Genomic DNA, 15,136 nt, shown 5'->3' on the forward strand with positions numbered 1-15,136 from the left:
GGTTAAGTATTTGCATTTATAGCCAGAATGCAATCTGAAGGGGATTTTCCTGAAGCGCTTTCTGGCGCTTTTCCTCCAAGACACAGTACCAGTCAAATTGTCTGGTTTTATCAACCGACAGGATGATTTTCGGCATAATGTGCAGTATTTCTGCATAGGACAACTGACTTTTATATTGCTCCAGCATCCTCAGGTCACTCTCCTCGTACACAGGCTTCTCATCAAGTTGTTGTAACAGACTTTTCAGGAAGGGTTGTGGCCTTTGTGTATCATCACAAGCGACTGTTTCTGTTGGATCAGGCCCGATCAGTTCGCGGATAGTCTCGAATAAAGTCGTGAGTTCCGGGTCATTTTCCGCCGACGCTGTTTTTCTCAGGGTGGCAGTAACATAGCCTTCAAGCCCGTCAGGCACAATACTCGCATCTGTATTGCGAACATTGTGAATAAGCGGTGCCAGCGCCCGGCAGAGGTGAACCGGCAGCTGTTGACGGTCAGCGAAGTATTGCAATGATTGCCACACTTTTTGTTTTAGCGGTAAGTTGTCCCTGATCAACGGCAGAATCATCCCCGGTCCCAGAATCGGCGTAAATTGTCTGGCTGTTGCCGTTTTTCCGCCAACATGAGGAAGGCCCATCAGTTGTTGTTCATACCAGTTAAAGTCAGCACTATGTAAATCACAGAGCAGGGGTTGATACCACTGTCTGGTAAATTCAGTGGCATTGAAAAAAGCATCCAGTTGTTCCAAAGTCCAGTTGATAATGACAAAGCCTTTAAGGGTGAGACTGAATTCGGGTTTGGGGAGTACCAGTGGTTGATTATTGGCCTTTATGATGGTCAGTTGCTGATTCCTGAACCGATAATCGGTTTGCCGCAGTTCTGTCAGGATGGCAACGACGAAGTGCCGGAGCCTTTCGTCCCCCTGGGCTGGACACCCTTCTATTTTGACACTGTGACCCTGGTTTACGGCGGTTCGTTGGGCAAAACAAAGGGCTGGTATATCTTCATGGCCCTCCAGGTAATGCCCGGCAATCAATAAACCCACAAGCAATTTATCAAGCGTTACCAGAAATGTTTCATCTGTTTTATTAGACGACCATTGCCATTTAATGCTGGCATCCATAAAGTGCTTCGTATTGTTCGCCCCCAACGTTCGGAAAATAAGGTGCAGTTGCGCCATGGAGGGGACTGTTTTAATTATCTCGTCCAGATGGTCCGAATAGTAGCAACGGTCTTTCTCACCCAGGGGCCAGAGAATCTCCAGCATCATTCGCCTTGCCAGTGGCCACGAAAATCGGTTATTCAGCTGTTGGCGGACAGCTGCCAGCTTTTGCCATTGTTGCACATTCGGCCAGTGTCGTTTGTTCCGGAAAAGCTCAAGGTGCTCCAGCCATTGTGATTGAGGCAGATGGTTCATGACATAGCCTGCCTGGTTCGTCGGGACAGGCATGGTTAACACCTCAGTAATGGCTTTGCGGGAATATGGCCTTTTCTTGAGCATCTGCAGCCATAAGACAACCCCCTGGCCACCGTGATGGACGAGAATCGACTGTAGTGACTCCAGTGCCTGATATTTTGATTCCCTGTGGGCCGTGAGAAAATACTGGAATTTATGGACATTCAACCGGCACTTCGGTGGCGCGCTGCGAAAAAGGGCAAACAGTTTCATTCCGTCGTATTTTTCCAGGTCACTATCCATCGCAGCAGGGTATTTACAAAGGTTGTTGAACTGTTGCCGGAATACCTCCTGAAAATTTTCCAACGTTGCCGGTAAGGGTAGGGCAGAGTCGGCAAACAGTTTATTCGCCAGTTTCAGGTAAGCACTTTGCTTATCAGGCGGTACCCACCTTTTGAAACTCTGTTTAAGGAGATCTGCCTTTAATTTATTTGGGTACATGTTGATCGTGCCAGCGACAAAAGCCTGGAGTATTTCCGGGCTCAACCGGCCATTGATTTGCCAGCGGTCATTGTTCCTGAAATTTTCCACGTCCGGTTTGGCCGGTAAACCACAAGAATGAAACACCTTGGAATAAGCCTGCAGCAGTACTGGACAGAATTTGCCGTTGAACTGCCAGCAATCCCACCCAAACATTTCTGTAAGCTCAGAACTTTTGGGCCAGCCATGATGGAGATACAGTCTGGCTATTGACTCAAGGTGGCTGCTGCTCGCCACAGCCTGTATATTTTCATCCTTTTCATTAACGAAGTCTTTGATGATTCTATCGCATGAAAGCATCCCGGACAGGCAGCCAGTAGAGCAGATCTTTTTCTGGTCAACAGCGGAAAAGAAGACATTGGCTTTGTAAAAGAAGGTGCTGATAAATACCGCGTCTGTGGTAATCACTTTGTTTTTCAGTATTGAAAACAGGGCTGGCTCTCTTGGTGTACCCCTGCCAAGTGACAACCTGATTTTTCTGTTCTCAAGAGTAACCAGCAGTCTGGCGGCACTGCGTAATAATTCCTTAACCGGCGGCTGATCCTTGTTTGCCTGTAATTGCTGTCGATGGGCCTGCGAAAATTGGGTAATGGCCTTGTCAAGGTCCCTGTCTGTAGGGTTGCGCTTTTTTGGTGGCAATGAGGTGCAAGAGCTGCCTGTGCCTCGGGACTGCTTCTGCCTTTGCGGAGCAGGCGTTACTTTTTTTGCAGAAACAGAAGAAGATGATGGTTTGCTCATTGAACCGGATGCTGGTGCAGCCCTGTGTCCCTTCATTGAGGCCTTTGTACTGTTTTTAGCCTTGCTGATTTTGGCCTTGATGATTTTGGGCTTGCTGATTTTATCCTTGCTGATTTTACCTTTGCTGATTTTACCTTTGTCAGTTTTGACACGGCTCTTGCCTGTGCTGACGGCAGAGCGGGCACAAGTCTGTGTCTTCTTTTTAGTGCGGGCTTTTTCCGGTTTTTGTTTTACCAGCGACCGGGGCGGCAAGGATGTAGCGGGGGAGGCAATCCGTTTCTGCTTACCGGGACGAGTAGCTTTAGCGGTATTGGTTGAAAACCTCGCGGTCACCCTGGATGGGGTAACCCTCCGGTGAGAGGTGACGGGCTGTTTTCTTTTCCTTAAATTACGTTTGGTCGATGAGTTTTCAGAAGCCGATGATGACACCTGGCAACGATCAACCTTTACCAGTTGTAATCCTGGTGCAAAATTGGTGTCCATTTGCAAAAAGAACTGAGCCTGAAAATTGTAAGTAAGTTGTCAGCAAGCCAGATGGTCGTTCAAGAGTTGTTCAAGAGCCGTTCAAGAATAGTGCCGTTAGCCAGAATTGCAAAAAATTTGGGATGAAAATAATGCCGGGCTGGTGTTTTTTGTACCCCGCTTGCTGTTTGTGCATAGTCCGTTAGACTACGGCAGATTTATTCTAACCGATCAGCCAGAAGGAGCGTGACGTGACCAGAGTTGCCATTGTGGGTGCCGCCGGACGAATGGGGCGAATGCTTTTGGAAGCTGTTGCCGCTGATCAGCAGTGCCAGTTGGGAGCGGCAATTATCAAGCCCGGCGACAGTCTGCAGGGTATTGATGCGGGAGACCTGGCAGGGGTTGGCCCGTTGAGTGTGCCATTAACGGATAACCTGGCGGCAGCCGTCAACGATTTTGACGTTCTGATCGATTTCACCACCCCTGAATTGACCATGCAGAATGTGGCACTGTGCCGACAGCATGGGAAAGGTATTGTGATTGGTACCACAGGTCTGGGCAATGATCAGAAAGCGGAGCTTGCCAAAGCGGCAGAAGATACTGCCATCGTGTTTGCGCCCAATATGAGTATCGGGGTCAATCTGGTGTTCAAACTGCTGGAGATGGCGGCAAAAGTGCTGGGTGATGAGGCGGATATTGAGGTTATTGAGACGCATCATCGCCACAAGGTGGACTCGCCCTCCGGAACGGCGCTGAAAATGGGGGAAGTGGTGGCAGATACGCTCGGGCGTGACCTGCACAAATGTGCGGTATACGGTCGTGAAGGATATACCGGGCCAAGAGATCGTGAAACCATTGGCTTTGCCACTGTTCGGGCCGGTGATGTGATTGGTGATCATACCGTACTGTTTGCCTGTGAAGGTGAGCGTGTTGAGGTAACCCACAAAGCCAGCAGCCGGGTGATCTATGCCCGGGGTTCATTGCGGGCGGTTCGTTTTATTGCTGACAAAAAGTGCGGCCTGTTCGATATGCAGGATGTGTTGGGCCTGAAAGTTTGACCTGGATTGCAACGAACGATTTCAGTTCCAGAACCTCTGCCATTCCCCGGTCGATAACAACATCCTTCGTTTCCGCACTGGTGGCGTTGTGGCAACTAACTAAGCGGTTAGTGATTTATCCGCGATCAACTGTTTAACTGCATAATAAAAATTAAATAAATACCCAGTACGCTGATAATTGTGGATGAAGGAAAAAAGGAGGTTGATCGTGATGATGATTTCAGGTGTTTCTCTCCCTCAACAGGGGAGCTGGTCAGCGAATGACAGCGTTGATGGCGCTACAGGTTTTGAAGGACAGAAAAATATTCCCCGTTGCAGTAACGTCACTTGCCATAAAACCGCCCGCGGACTCTGTTCCCGTGATATTGCCGGTCATGATGGCACTGTTTCAGCGGGAAATACGGTCAAGTCTTTGAAAAGGCCCTGTTCTACACCTCCAGAACTTGATGTGACGCCTCAGAAAATAACAAAAAAAGAGCTATCCACTGTCAGCGAAAACAGCACTCGTCATCATGTTGATGCGGAGCCGAAATTTCGGCCAGCAAATCCCGCAGACAGCCTTGAATCTGATGTGTTCAGGATATGCTTTCAGCGCCAGATGGAAAGAGTTGTCAGCAAAGCCAGACTTAAGTTTTTGCTGGCAACAAAGGAACAAATAGACAGGTTGGAAAACAAAAAAAAGGAGATAACCTGTGTTGAAGAAAAGCTGAGGGATGGTGAAAACAGTTTGCGTAATCCAATGCACCCAATGACCTGTGGAATCAAACAAATGTTACTGGATCAATATTTAAGGAAACTGGTTGCATTGCAACTTGAGGTTAAAAAACTGACACGTTCACTGGCGCAGGATGAGCGGAAAAAGGAGTTCAATAAGATTGCCTGTGAACTGGCGACCCGGGAGGTGGCCAGTTATGAAGTGTTGGACTTCGGGGTGCGGCCAGCGGTTGAAGATTACATGAATAACCCACGCCTGGCTGAGTGCCTGGCTGAGTGCCTGGCTGAGGCTGAGTTGTTGTTCCGGGATGGCCTGAAACAGTGACCATTCAGTATGCCCTGTATCGCAATCGCCAACCGCTAGCCAAGTGATTAGCCAAACGACTAAAAAGTTCTGGAAAAGTGGATTGGTTTGTAGTCTAATAGTTTAAATTTGCCTTGAATTTTTGCGGTATGTGACAGGGTGCAAAATCAAAAGCGAGATGGTTTTTTTAAAACATCTCGCTTTTTTTGGGTCTGCAAACTGGAGGTCGTAAAGCAACATGGCATTCGGGCATTAGAAACACACATATCAGGCAAATTTTCCAATAGATTCAAGTTCGGGAGGATCCTTTGACTAAGACGGCTGTTTTAGCTCTGGAAGATGGCAGTATTTTCCGGGGAATTGCCATCGGTATTGATGGTGAGACCAGTGGTGAGGTGGTTTTTAACACGGCAATGACCGGTTATCAGGAAATTCTCACCGACCCTTCCTATTCCCGCCAAATCGTTACGCTAACCTATCCCCATATTGGTAATACCGGTATTACTCCGGAAGATGAAGAGTCTCCCCACATCCATGCGGCAGGTCTGGTTATCAAGGACCTGCCACTGCTGGCCAGCAACTGGCGCAGCAAAATGTCACTGGATGACTATCTGAAGTCCCGCAACATTGTCGCCATTGCTGGTATTGATACCCGCAGGCTGACCCGGATTCTCCGGGAAAAAGGCGCGCAGAACGGCTGTATTATTGCCGGTGATGCCCTTGGCAAGGCTGACGAAGCCAGGGCGCTGGCCAGTGCTCGTGAATTCCCGGGCCTTAAAGGCATGGACCTGGCCAAAGAAGCGACCACCGACCAGCCGTACGCCTGGACAGAAGGTGTCTGGAGCCTGGAGACCGACAGTCATGCCGACGTGGCCGACCTGCCGTTCCACGTGGTGGCTTACGATTTTGGCGTGAAGAGAAACATTCTGCGCATGCTGGCCCAGCGAGGCTGTCGTCTTACTGTGGTGCCAGCAAAAACAACGGCCAAAGAGGTGCTGGCCCTGAATCCGGATGGTGTTTTCCTCTCTAACGGCCCGGGTGACCCCGAGCCTTGCGATTACGCCATTGCCGCCATCAGGGAAATTCTGGACACACCCGCGCTGCCGGTATTTGGTATCTGCCTGGGTCATCAGCTGCTGGCCCTGGCCAGCGGCGCAAAGACTGAGAAGATGAAGTTTGGGCATCACGGTGCTAACCATCCGGTTCAGGACCTCAAGACGGGTCAGGTCATGATCACCAGTCAGAACCACGGTTTTGCCGTAGCCGAAGACTCGCTGCCGAAAAACCTGAAAGCAACTCACAAATCGCTGTTTGATGGCAGCCTTCAGGGTATTGAGCGGACTGATCGCCCTGCTTTCAGCTTTCAGGGACACCCGGAAGCGAGTCCGGGTCCACAGGATGTGGCCGGGCTGTTTGACCGTTTTGTTGAGATGCTGAAGGCAGCAAAGTAACCAACCCCGTTTCGATGTGAGAGTAAAGATGCCAAAACGCACTGATATTGACAGTATTCTGATACTCGGGGCTGGTCCAATTATTATCGGCCAGGCCTGTGAGTTTGACTATTCCGGAGCCCAGGCCTGTAAAGCGCTGAAAGAAGAAGGGTACCGGGTCATCCTGGTCAACTCCAACCCGGCGACCATTATGACCGACCCGGCCATGGCGGACTCAACCTACATAGAGCCGATCCGCTGGGAGACCGTGGCCAAGATTATTGAAAAAGAGCGCCCGGATGCGATTCTCCCTACCATGGGCGGTCAGACCGCGCTGAACTGCGCCCTGGATCTGTTCCACAAAGGCGTGCTGGAAAAGTACGGCGTGACCATGATTGGTGCCAACCAGCAGGCGATCGATAAAGCTGAAGATCGTCAGCTGTTTGACCAGGCCATGAAAAATATCGGACTGGAAACGCCGCGCTCCGGTATTGCCCATACCATGGAAGAGGCCCGCGCTGTTCTCGATCAGGTTGGCTTCCCCTGTATTATTCGTCCGTCGTTTACCATGGGCGGCACCGGTGGCGGTATTGCCTATAACAAAGATGAGTTTGAAGAGATCTGCTTCCGTGGACTCGACCTTTCGCCCACCAATGAGCTGCTGATTGATGAGTCGCTGATTGGCTGGAAAGAGTATGAGATGGAAGTGGTCCGTGACCGCAATGATAACTGTATCATTGTCTGCTCCATTGAAAACTTTGATCCCATGGGGGTTCATACCGGTGATTCCATTACCGTCGCGCCAGCCCAGACGCTGACCGATAAGGAATACCAGATCATGCGGAACGCCTCCATTGCGGTACTGCGTGAAATTGGCGTGGAAACCGGCGGTTCCAACGTGCAGTTCGGTATCTGCCCGGATACGGGACGTATGGTGGTCATTGAGATGAACCCACGGGTATCCCGTTCTTCTGCCCTGGCTTCCAAGGCCACCGGTTTCCCCATTGCCCGTGTGGCGGCCAAGCTGGCGGTGGGTTACACCCTGGATGAGTTGAGCAATGAGATCACCGGTGGTGTGGTTCCGGCCTCTTTTGAACCATCCATCGACTATGTCGTGACCAAAATCCCCCGCTTTGCCTTTGAGAAGTTTCCCCAGGCTGATGACCGTCTGACCACCCAGATGAAGTCGGTGGGTGAGGTAATGGCCATTGGTCGTTCATTCCAGGAGTCGGTGCAGAAAGCGTTGCGCGGTCTGGAAACCGGCGCTACGGGCTTCAACTCCATGTTTGCTATTAAACTGGATGCCTGCCCAGATGCCGAGCGTGAAGAGGCCCTGGCCAGAATCCGCCGGGAACTGGTGACGCCGAAAGCTGACCGTATTTACTACGTTGCCGATGCCTTCCGTGCCGGTATGACCCTGGAAGAGATCTTTGCTGAGTGCATGATTGATCCATGGTTCCTGGTACAGATTCAGGATCTGGTGAATGAAGAAGCGTTGCTGGCAGACGACGCTGTTAATGGCAGGGGACTCTCCTCCCTGTCGAAAGAGCGCCTGTTCCGCCTGAAGCAGAAAGGCTTCAGCGATGCACGTCTGGCGGAACTGCTGGGCATTACCGAAGCCGAGGTGCGCAACTACCGTCGTGAACTTCAGGTCAAACCGGTCTTCAAGCGGGTGGATACCTGTGCGGCAGAGTTCCAGTCAACGACAGCGTACATGTACTCTTCCTATGACGAAGAGTGTGAGGCCGAGCCTTCTGACCGTGACAAGATCATGGTGATTGGTGGTGGCCCGAACCGTATCGGCCAGGGTATCGAGTTTGACTACTGCTGTGTCCATGCGGCACTGGCGGCACGGGAAGACGGTTACGAAACCATTATGGTTAACTGTAACCCGGAGACCGTTTCTACCGACTACGACACCTCTGACCGACTCTATTTTGAGCCGGTAACCCTGGAAGACGTGCTGGCCATCATCGATGTTGAGAAACCCACCGGTGTGATCGTCCAGTACGGAGGTCAGACGCCGCTGAAACTGGCCCGTGCCCTGGAAGCCGAAGGTGTGCCGATTATCGGTACCAGCCCTGAAGCCATTGACCGTGCGGAAGACCGTGAGCGCTTCCAGCAGATGATCCGGAAACTGGGTTTATTGCAGCCTGCTAACGCGACGGTTCGCAGTGAACAGGAAGCGGTGGCCAAAGCGACAGAGATTGGCTATCCACTGGTGGTCCGCCCATCCTATGTTCTGGGTGGCCGTGCCATGGAAATTGTCGCTGGCGAAGATGAGCTGGTACGTTACATGAAAGACGCCGTTCAGGTATCCAACGACAGCCCGGTGCTGCTGGACTCCTTCCTGAATCGTGCGGTGGAAGTGGACGTTGATGCGGTCTGTGATGGTAAGCGTGTAGTTATTGGTGCGATCATGCAGCACATTGAGCAGGCGGGTATTCACTCCGGTGACTCCAGCTGCTCGCTGCCGCCTTACAGCCTGAACCGCCGTCACCAGGATGAAATCCGTGAGCAGGTTCGTGTCATGGCCCTGGAACTGGGCGTTATCGGCCTGATGAACGTGCAGCTGGCCATTCAGGACGACCAGGTCTACGTGATTGAGGTGAACCCCAGGGCTTCCCGTACCGTACCATTTGTCTCCAAGTGCATCGGCCACTCCCTGGCCAAGATTGCGGCACGGGTCATGATGGGCAAAACGCTGGAAGAACTGAACTTTACTGCTGAGATTGTGCCTCCATACTATAGTGTCAAAGAAGCGGTTTTCCCCTTCAATAAATTCCCCGGCGTGGACCCGATTCTCGGTCCGGAAATGAAATCCACCGGTGAAGTAATGGGCGTGGGGGCAACTTTCCCGGAAGCGTTCCATAAGGCTCAGCTGGCAGAGAATATGCAGCTGCCCAGCGGCGGTAAGGTTATTCTCACGGTGCGTGACTTCGATAAGCCTGAGGTCCCCATGGTTGCACGTCTGCTGATGGATATCGGCTTCGAGCTGCTGGCCACGTCCGGCACGGCGAAAGTGATTGAAGAAGCGGGTCTGCCGGTCACCACCATCAACAAGGTGCATCAGGGCAGACCGCATCTGGTGGACATGATCGTCAATGGTGATATAGCCTTCATGATCAACACGACTGAAGGTCGTCAGGCCATCGCCGATTCCTACCTGATCCGCCGCTCCGCATTGACCAATAAAGTGCTATATACAACCACCATGGCGGGAGCAGAAGCGATTGCCCGTTCCATCGCCTTTGGATCAGAAAGATTGGTCAGACGGCTTCAGGATCTACACGAAGGTAACGTTGGATGAAAAGAATTCCCATGACAGTGGAGGGTGAAAAAGCCCTCCGTGAGGAACTGGCTCATTTGAAGGGGGTGGAACGACCTCGTATTTCTGCAGCGATTGCCGAAGCGCGGGAGCTCGGAGACCTTAAGGAGAACGCAGAATACCATGCGGCCCGGGAGCAACAGAGCTTTACCGAGGGCCGCATCAACGATATTGAGGCCAAGCTCTCCAACGCCCAGGTGATTGATATTACCGCCATCGCCAAGACCGGCAAGGTGCTGTTCGGTGCCACAACTGTACTGATCAACCTGGATGATGACCGGGAAGTCACCTACAAGATTGTCGGGGACGATGAAGCGAATATCAAAGTGAACAAGATCTCTGTGAACTCTCCCATTGCCCGGGCCCTGATCGGCAAGGAAGAGGGGGATGTGGTGGTGGTTAACACCCCCTCTGGCGGGGTTGAGTATGAGATCGATGAAGTGCAGCATATTTGAGTAATGCATCACTATAATCTGATTGTTTATATCAGGAGGTTGCTAGTATGCAGGCTTTAGGTGTAAATCAGGTTCAACAAGTCGCCCGCCAGGCAGTTGATAGTCTGCCATCGTCTGGTGTTTCACGGGATATAAGGGCAAAAGCAATGGCTTTTGGCAAAACCGTTGCGGTTCTTTGTGGGATGACACCTTATATTGGAGCTTTCGCTGGAGCTTATTACCTGATGAAGGGTAACAATGCGACGGGGCGTCTGATAAATGAACCTGACTCGAAGTCTGCATTGCTAGTGGGAACTGGTCTGGTGGCAGCGGGTGCTGCTTTTGCGATGATGGCTGTTTCGATCATTGCCACACGGGTATGTATGCACCCTGGTGGTTTTATTTTCGAGCGTGTCTGTACCATGTTGGATGCGCATGAGCGACAACGCCACCGAGGATAACGTTCCAATCGACCATAAATGGGGGCAGGGTGACTGACCCCAGGATACTGGTGGGAGAACTTTCAGGACAATTCCTTAAGATAGCCGCGTGTCAGGCAAGCATTGGTTTCAGGAAGCGTCCGGTATGGGACTGTGGAACAGCCGATACGGCTTCCGGTGTGCCAGCGGCAATGATCTGGCCGCCTCCATCACCACCCTCAGGGCCCAGGTCAATGATCCAGTCTGCCGTTTTAATCACATCAAGGTTGTGCTCAATGACGACCACGCTGTTACCGTGATCTCTCAGACGGTGAAGGACGGAGAGTAGTTGTTCAATGTCGTGAAAATGCAGTCCTGTGGTCGGTTCGTCGAGAATATAGAGTGTTTTGCCGGTATCCCGTTTGGACAGCTCTTTAGCCAGTTTCACCCGCTGGGCTTCACCACCGGACAGGGTGGTCGCGTTCTGCCCGAGATGAATATAGGAAAGCCCCACATCCATCAGCGTCTGCAGTTTGCGTTTGACCGCGGGTATTGGATCGAAGTATTGCAGGGCTTCTTCCACGGTCATTTCGAGCACTTCGTGGATGCTCTTGCCCTTATATTTCACTTCCAGAGTCTCACGGTTGTAACGCTTGCCCTTACAGACATCACAGGCAACATAGATATCTGGCAGAAAGTGCATTTCGACTTTGATAACGCCATCGCCCTGGCATGCTTCACACCGCCCACCTTTGACATTAAAGCTGAAACGCCCCGGCTTATAGCCCCTTGAACGAGCTTCCTGAGTGCCTGCAAATAGCTCGCGAATGGCGGTAAAAATCCCGGTGTAGGTTGCCGGATTAGAGCGCGGAGTCCTGCCGATGGGGCTTTGGTCTATATCAATGCATTTATCAAGGTGATTAATGCCTGTCAGCTTTTTATAAGGGGCAGCGGTTAACGTTGTCGCCTTATTGAGTGCTGTGGCCGCCAGTGGATACAGCGTGCCATTGATTAATGTGGACTTGCCAGAACCTGAAACGCCGGTAATACAGGTCATCAAACCCACTGGAATTTCCAGTGAGACATTTTTCAGGTTATTGCCAGTGCAACCACTGAGTTTCAGGGTTTTCTTTGAGTCTACGGGTGTTCTCTCCGATGGCACATTAATCTTGCGAATACCTGAGAGGTATTGACCCGTCAACGAAGTGGGGGTGTCCATGATCTGTCCAGGTGTTCCCTGGGCGACAATGGCGCCGCCATGAACACCGGCACCAGGACCAATATCGATCACATGATCTGCGCAGCGAATGGCATCTTCATCATGTTCAACGACAATCACCGTATTACCCAGGTCGCGCAAACGGGTCAGGGTATTCAGAAGACGTTCATTATCCCGCTGATGCAGACCGATACTGGGTTCGTCAAGAATGTACATAACCCCAACAAGACCAGCACCGATCTGGCTGGCCAGTCGTATTCTCTGGGCTTCACCACCGGAAAGGGTATCCGCACTGCGCTCCAGGGTGAGGTAGTTCAGGCCGACATTGACCAGAAAGCTCAGGCGATCGCAGATTTCCTTAAGTACTTTCCTGGCAATCTCCCCGCGACGACCGGGCAGGTCAAGATCCTGAAAATAAGTCAGTGCCTTTTCAACGGGTAATTTCACCAGGTCCGGAAGACTTTCATCCTGGATGAATACATTCCGAGCCTCTTTCCGTAAGCGGGCGCCTTTACAGGATGGGCAGTGTTGGGTGCTCAGGTATTTGGCCAGCTCTTCCCGGACGGACTGGGAGTCGGTGTCCCTGAACCGCCGCTCAAAGTTGGGGATGATGCCCTCAAAGGTATGCCGTTTTTTGTGGACATCCCCCCGGTCATTCACGTAACTGAAATTGACTTCTTCATCACCGGAACCATGAAGAATAATGTGCTGCTGTTCCGGGCTTAAGTCATCAAAGGGGGTATCAATGCTGAAGCCATAGTGAGCGGCCAGTGATTTCAGCAGATGAAAGTAATAAACGCTGCGGCGGTCCCAGCCACGGATTGCGCCTTCTGCGAGTGTTAATTCAGGGTGCTGTACTATACGATCCTGGTCGAAGAACTGCTTAACCCCCAAGCCGTCACAAGTGGGGCAGGCGCCAGCCGGATTGTTAAAGGAAAAAAGCCGTGGTTCAAGCTCATTTAGGCTGTAACCACATTCAGGGCAGGCGAACCGGGATGAGAAAACAATGTCGTCTTTAGTGTCATCATCCATGTAGCTGACCGTAGCAAGGCCATCGGTCAACTCAAGGGCCGTTTCAAAGGACTCGGAGAGACGAAGTTGTAAATCATCACGCACTTTAAAGCGGTCTACGACCACTTCGATGGTGTGTTTCTTCTTTTTATCCAGCGTTGGTGGTGTATCAAGATCAGTGACAATCCCATTGATTCTGGCGCGAATAAAACCGTTGCTTCTCAGTTCGTTGAATACGTGGAGATGCTCTCCTTTTCGTCCCCTGACCACCGGGGCCAGAAGCATCAGTTTAGTGCCTTCTGGCATTGCCAGAACCTGGTCCACCATCTGACTGACGGTTTGCGCTTCCAGGGGCAAGTGGTGTGTCGGGCAGCGTGGAATACCGGCCCGGGCAAACAGCAACCGGAGATAATCGTAGATTTCCGTGATGGTGCCGACGGTAGAACGCGGGTTATGGCTGGTGGATTTCTGTTCAATGGAGATTGCCGGTGAGAGACCTTCGATATGGTCTACATCGGGCTTTTCCATCATGGATAGAAACTGGCGGGCATAGGCTGACAGTGACTCAACATAGCGTCGCTGGCCTTCTGCATACAGTGTGTCGAAGGCCAGTGACGATTTACCGGAACCCGATAGTCCGGTGATCACTATCAGACTGTCACGGGGCATTTCCAGATTGATGTTCTTCAGATTGTGTGTACGAGCGCCCTGTACGGTAATCTTTTCCACAGCCTTTTCTCCGTGCCAGTTATAAAGCCTGTTGGTGACTTTTGTGCAAGCGGCAAAGGGTCACGAGCGAGCTTTTAGAGCAAACGGGGTATTATAAATAGTCGATTGCCAAGTCTGTAGTAAAAATTGCGACATTCAGCAAAAGCATCCAGAAGTGGCCATTGAAGTAAAGGCCGCCTTTGGCATCAGTAAAATATCCGGGGCATCGGCAGTCCCATTTCAATGCGGCTGAATCCAGGGCCAATGTCAGGATTTGACCGGCATAAGGATACTCTGAAACCCTGGATATGAGGCTTTGAAGGGTGTTGGACCAGGTGGGTTCATGGTTTTTGATTTTGCTCTTTAATTGAGAGCTGAATTGAGCGCTGGATTGAGAGCTGAATTCCGATGTTTTGCTGTTGTTATGGTTATTTGGATCAGGATTTATAAAGGATTTAATATAATGCCAGCCATGATATCCAAGGCTCAGGAGATAATAGGTAAAAAAGAAACTTTTTGTCATTAACCTGCCTGGTTTATTGCTAATATCCATTAATTTCCCACTGCAGGGGCAGGCCTCTTTTTGAGTCCAGAGAATGTTTCCCGAGTCCAGTAGTTTGTATGCATGCACGGCCATGTAGGACCACATCAGCAGGTTACGGGTGGTGAGTAATATCTGTTTTGTTTCATGGTAAGGGCTATGGGAGATCAGAATGACGGACTGATCATTAGGGTCATTTGAGACAGGAAGCTGGCAGTCTGTATTTTTCAGTGCCTTCAGTTTTTCAATGCGGTCGTTACTGGAGATTGTGCAGAGAGTTCCTTTGCCGTGTTCATTAATGGTTGTATAGCTTGCTGAAATTGAGAAGTCTGTGGTTTCTGCCTTGATTATGTCGGACAGGCATGGGATAGAAAAGATGAGCATCAGGAAGAGGAGGCTTCGAAACCAGATATTCAGCACACTTCGTGTTCTTTGCTTTACTTTATCATTCGTTGTGATGGCGTCGGTATTATTTAACATGGATAGCGTTTGCGGAAAAAATAATTTTTTTTAAGAAATCACACATGAATCAATGTACCTGCTGAAGGACAGCGTTCAAAGCTTCTGACAATGTTATTTTCCTGACTGTTGTCGCTATCGTTAGATCAGATCCTGAGACGATTGGTCAGGCAAGATTTGAAGATAGCAGTAATCGGCTGTTTTTTTTGATGGGCACACATTTTTTTTCAGGAGTTCACATTTTTGGGGGGCACAGAACGACTTTCTGCATAGCATCCGGGATCAGAATCCTGATAGACTTGCTTTGGCACTTTTTTCAGTAATTTTATCAGATCTCGCGGAATACTCCGCCCATAGCCTGATTGGGAGCAAAGCGAC

The 15,136-nt window shown here is 50.8% G+C and carries 10 protein-coding genes; 7 read left to right on the forward strand and 3 right to left on the reverse strand.

Going from position 1 to position 15,136, the window contains the following annotated elements; translation table 11 throughout:
* Positions 1-16: 16 nt before the first annotated feature.
* On the reverse strand, positions 17-2,671 hold the full coding sequence (locus KDK13_RS08605; RefSeq protein WP_257284568.1) for a hypothetical protein: 2,655 nt from the start codon (positions 2,669-2,671) through the stop codon (positions 17-19).
* On the opposite strand from KDK13_RS08605, the gene KDK13_RS08610 reads away from it, so the two are divergent.
* The 7 genes from KDK13_RS08610 (at position 2,664) to KDK13_RS08640 (ending at position 10,862) form a co-directional block, all read left to right on the forward strand.
* Positions 2,664-3,029, forward strand: a complete 366-nt coding sequence (locus tag KDK13_RS08610; RefSeq protein WP_257284569.1) for a hypothetical protein — start codon at positions 2,664-2,666, stop codon at positions 3,027-3,029. The genes KDK13_RS08605 and KDK13_RS08610 overlap by 8 nt on opposite strands.
* Positions 3,030-3,384: 355 nt before the next feature.
* Entirely contained in the window at positions 3,385-4,191 is an 807-nt protein-coding gene (dapB, locus tag KDK13_RS08615; protein ID WP_257284570.1) for a 4-hydroxy-tetrahydrodipicolinate reductase, read from the forward strand.
* 208 nt (positions 4,192-4,399) lie between these two features.
* Positions 4,400-5,230 carry a hypothetical protein gene (locus KDK13_RS08620; RefSeq protein WP_257284571.1) on the forward strand — a complete coding sequence of 277 codons (831 nt, stop codon included), beginning with the start codon at positions 4,400-4,402 and terminating at the stop codon, positions 5,228-5,230.
* Positions 5,231-5,517: 287 nt separating this feature from the next.
* Positions 5,518-6,660 (forward strand): glutamine-hydrolyzing carbamoyl-phosphate synthase small subunit, encoded by a 1,143-nt coding sequence (gene carA, locus KDK13_RS08625; RefSeq protein WP_257284572.1) that lies wholly within the window; start codon positions 5,518-5,520, stop codon positions 6,658-6,660.
* Positions 6,661-6,688: 28 nt separating this feature from the next.
* Positions 6,689-9,949, forward strand: coding sequence for a carbamoyl-phosphate synthase large subunit (gene carB / locus KDK13_RS08630; protein ID WP_257284573.1), 3,261 nt, complete (start codon positions 6,689-6,691; stop codon positions 9,947-9,949).
* On the forward strand, positions 9,946-10,422 hold the full coding sequence (greA, locus tag KDK13_RS08635; protein ID WP_257284574.1) for a transcription elongation factor GreA: 477 nt from the start codon (positions 9,946-9,948) through the stop codon (positions 10,420-10,422). Before carB ends, greA begins: the two co-directional genes overlap by 4 nt.
* A 47-nt stretch (positions 10,423-10,469) precedes the next feature.
* Positions 10,470-10,862, forward strand: coding sequence for a hypothetical protein (locus KDK13_RS08640; RefSeq protein ID WP_257284575.1), 393 nt, complete (start codon positions 10,470-10,472; stop codon positions 10,860-10,862).
* 91 nt (positions 10,863-10,953) lie between these two features.
* Here KDK13_RS08640 and uvrA read toward each other — a convergent pair whose 3' ends face one another.
* Positions 10,954-13,779, reverse strand: a complete 2,826-nt coding sequence (gene uvrA / locus KDK13_RS08645) for an excinuclease ABC subunit UvrA (protein ID WP_257284576.1) — start codon at positions 13,777-13,779, stop codon at positions 10,954-10,956.
* Positions 13,780-13,870: 91 nt separating this feature from the next.
* Positions 13,871-14,779: a hypothetical protein gene (locus tag KDK13_RS08650; RefSeq protein ID WP_257284577.1), complete on the reverse strand. Its 909-nt coding sequence runs from the start codon at positions 14,777-14,779 to the stop codon at positions 13,871-13,873.
* Positions 14,780-15,136: the final 357 nt, after the last annotated feature.

Origin of the sequence: Endozoicomonas sp. SESOKO1 (assembly GCF_024606265.1) — a bacterium.
Lineage (GTDB): Bacteria > Pseudomonadota > Gammaproteobacteria > Pseudomonadales > Endozoicomonadaceae > Endozoicomonas.

Excerpts from the sequence above, each read along its gene's own strand:
- KDK13_RS08605 (WP_257284568.1), bottom strand. The coding sequence starts at position 2,671 with ATGAGCAAACCATCATCTTCTTCTGTTTCTGCAAAAAAAGTAACGCCT.
- KDK13_RS08650 (WP_257284577.1), bottom strand. The coding sequence starts at position 14,779 with ATGTTAAATAATACCGACGCCATCACAACGAATGATAAAGTAAAGCAA.
- carB (WP_257284573.1), top strand. The coding sequence starts at position 6,689 with ATGCCAAAACGCACTGATATTGACAGTATTCTGATACTCGGGGCTGGT.
- KDK13_RS08640 (WP_257284575.1), top strand. The coding sequence starts at position 10,470 with ATGCAGGCTTTAGGTGTAAATCAGGTTCAACAAGTCGCCCGCCAGGCA.
- greA (WP_257284574.1), top strand. The coding sequence starts at position 9,946 with ATGAAAAGAATTCCCATGACAGTGGAGGGTGAAAAAGCCCTCCGTGAG.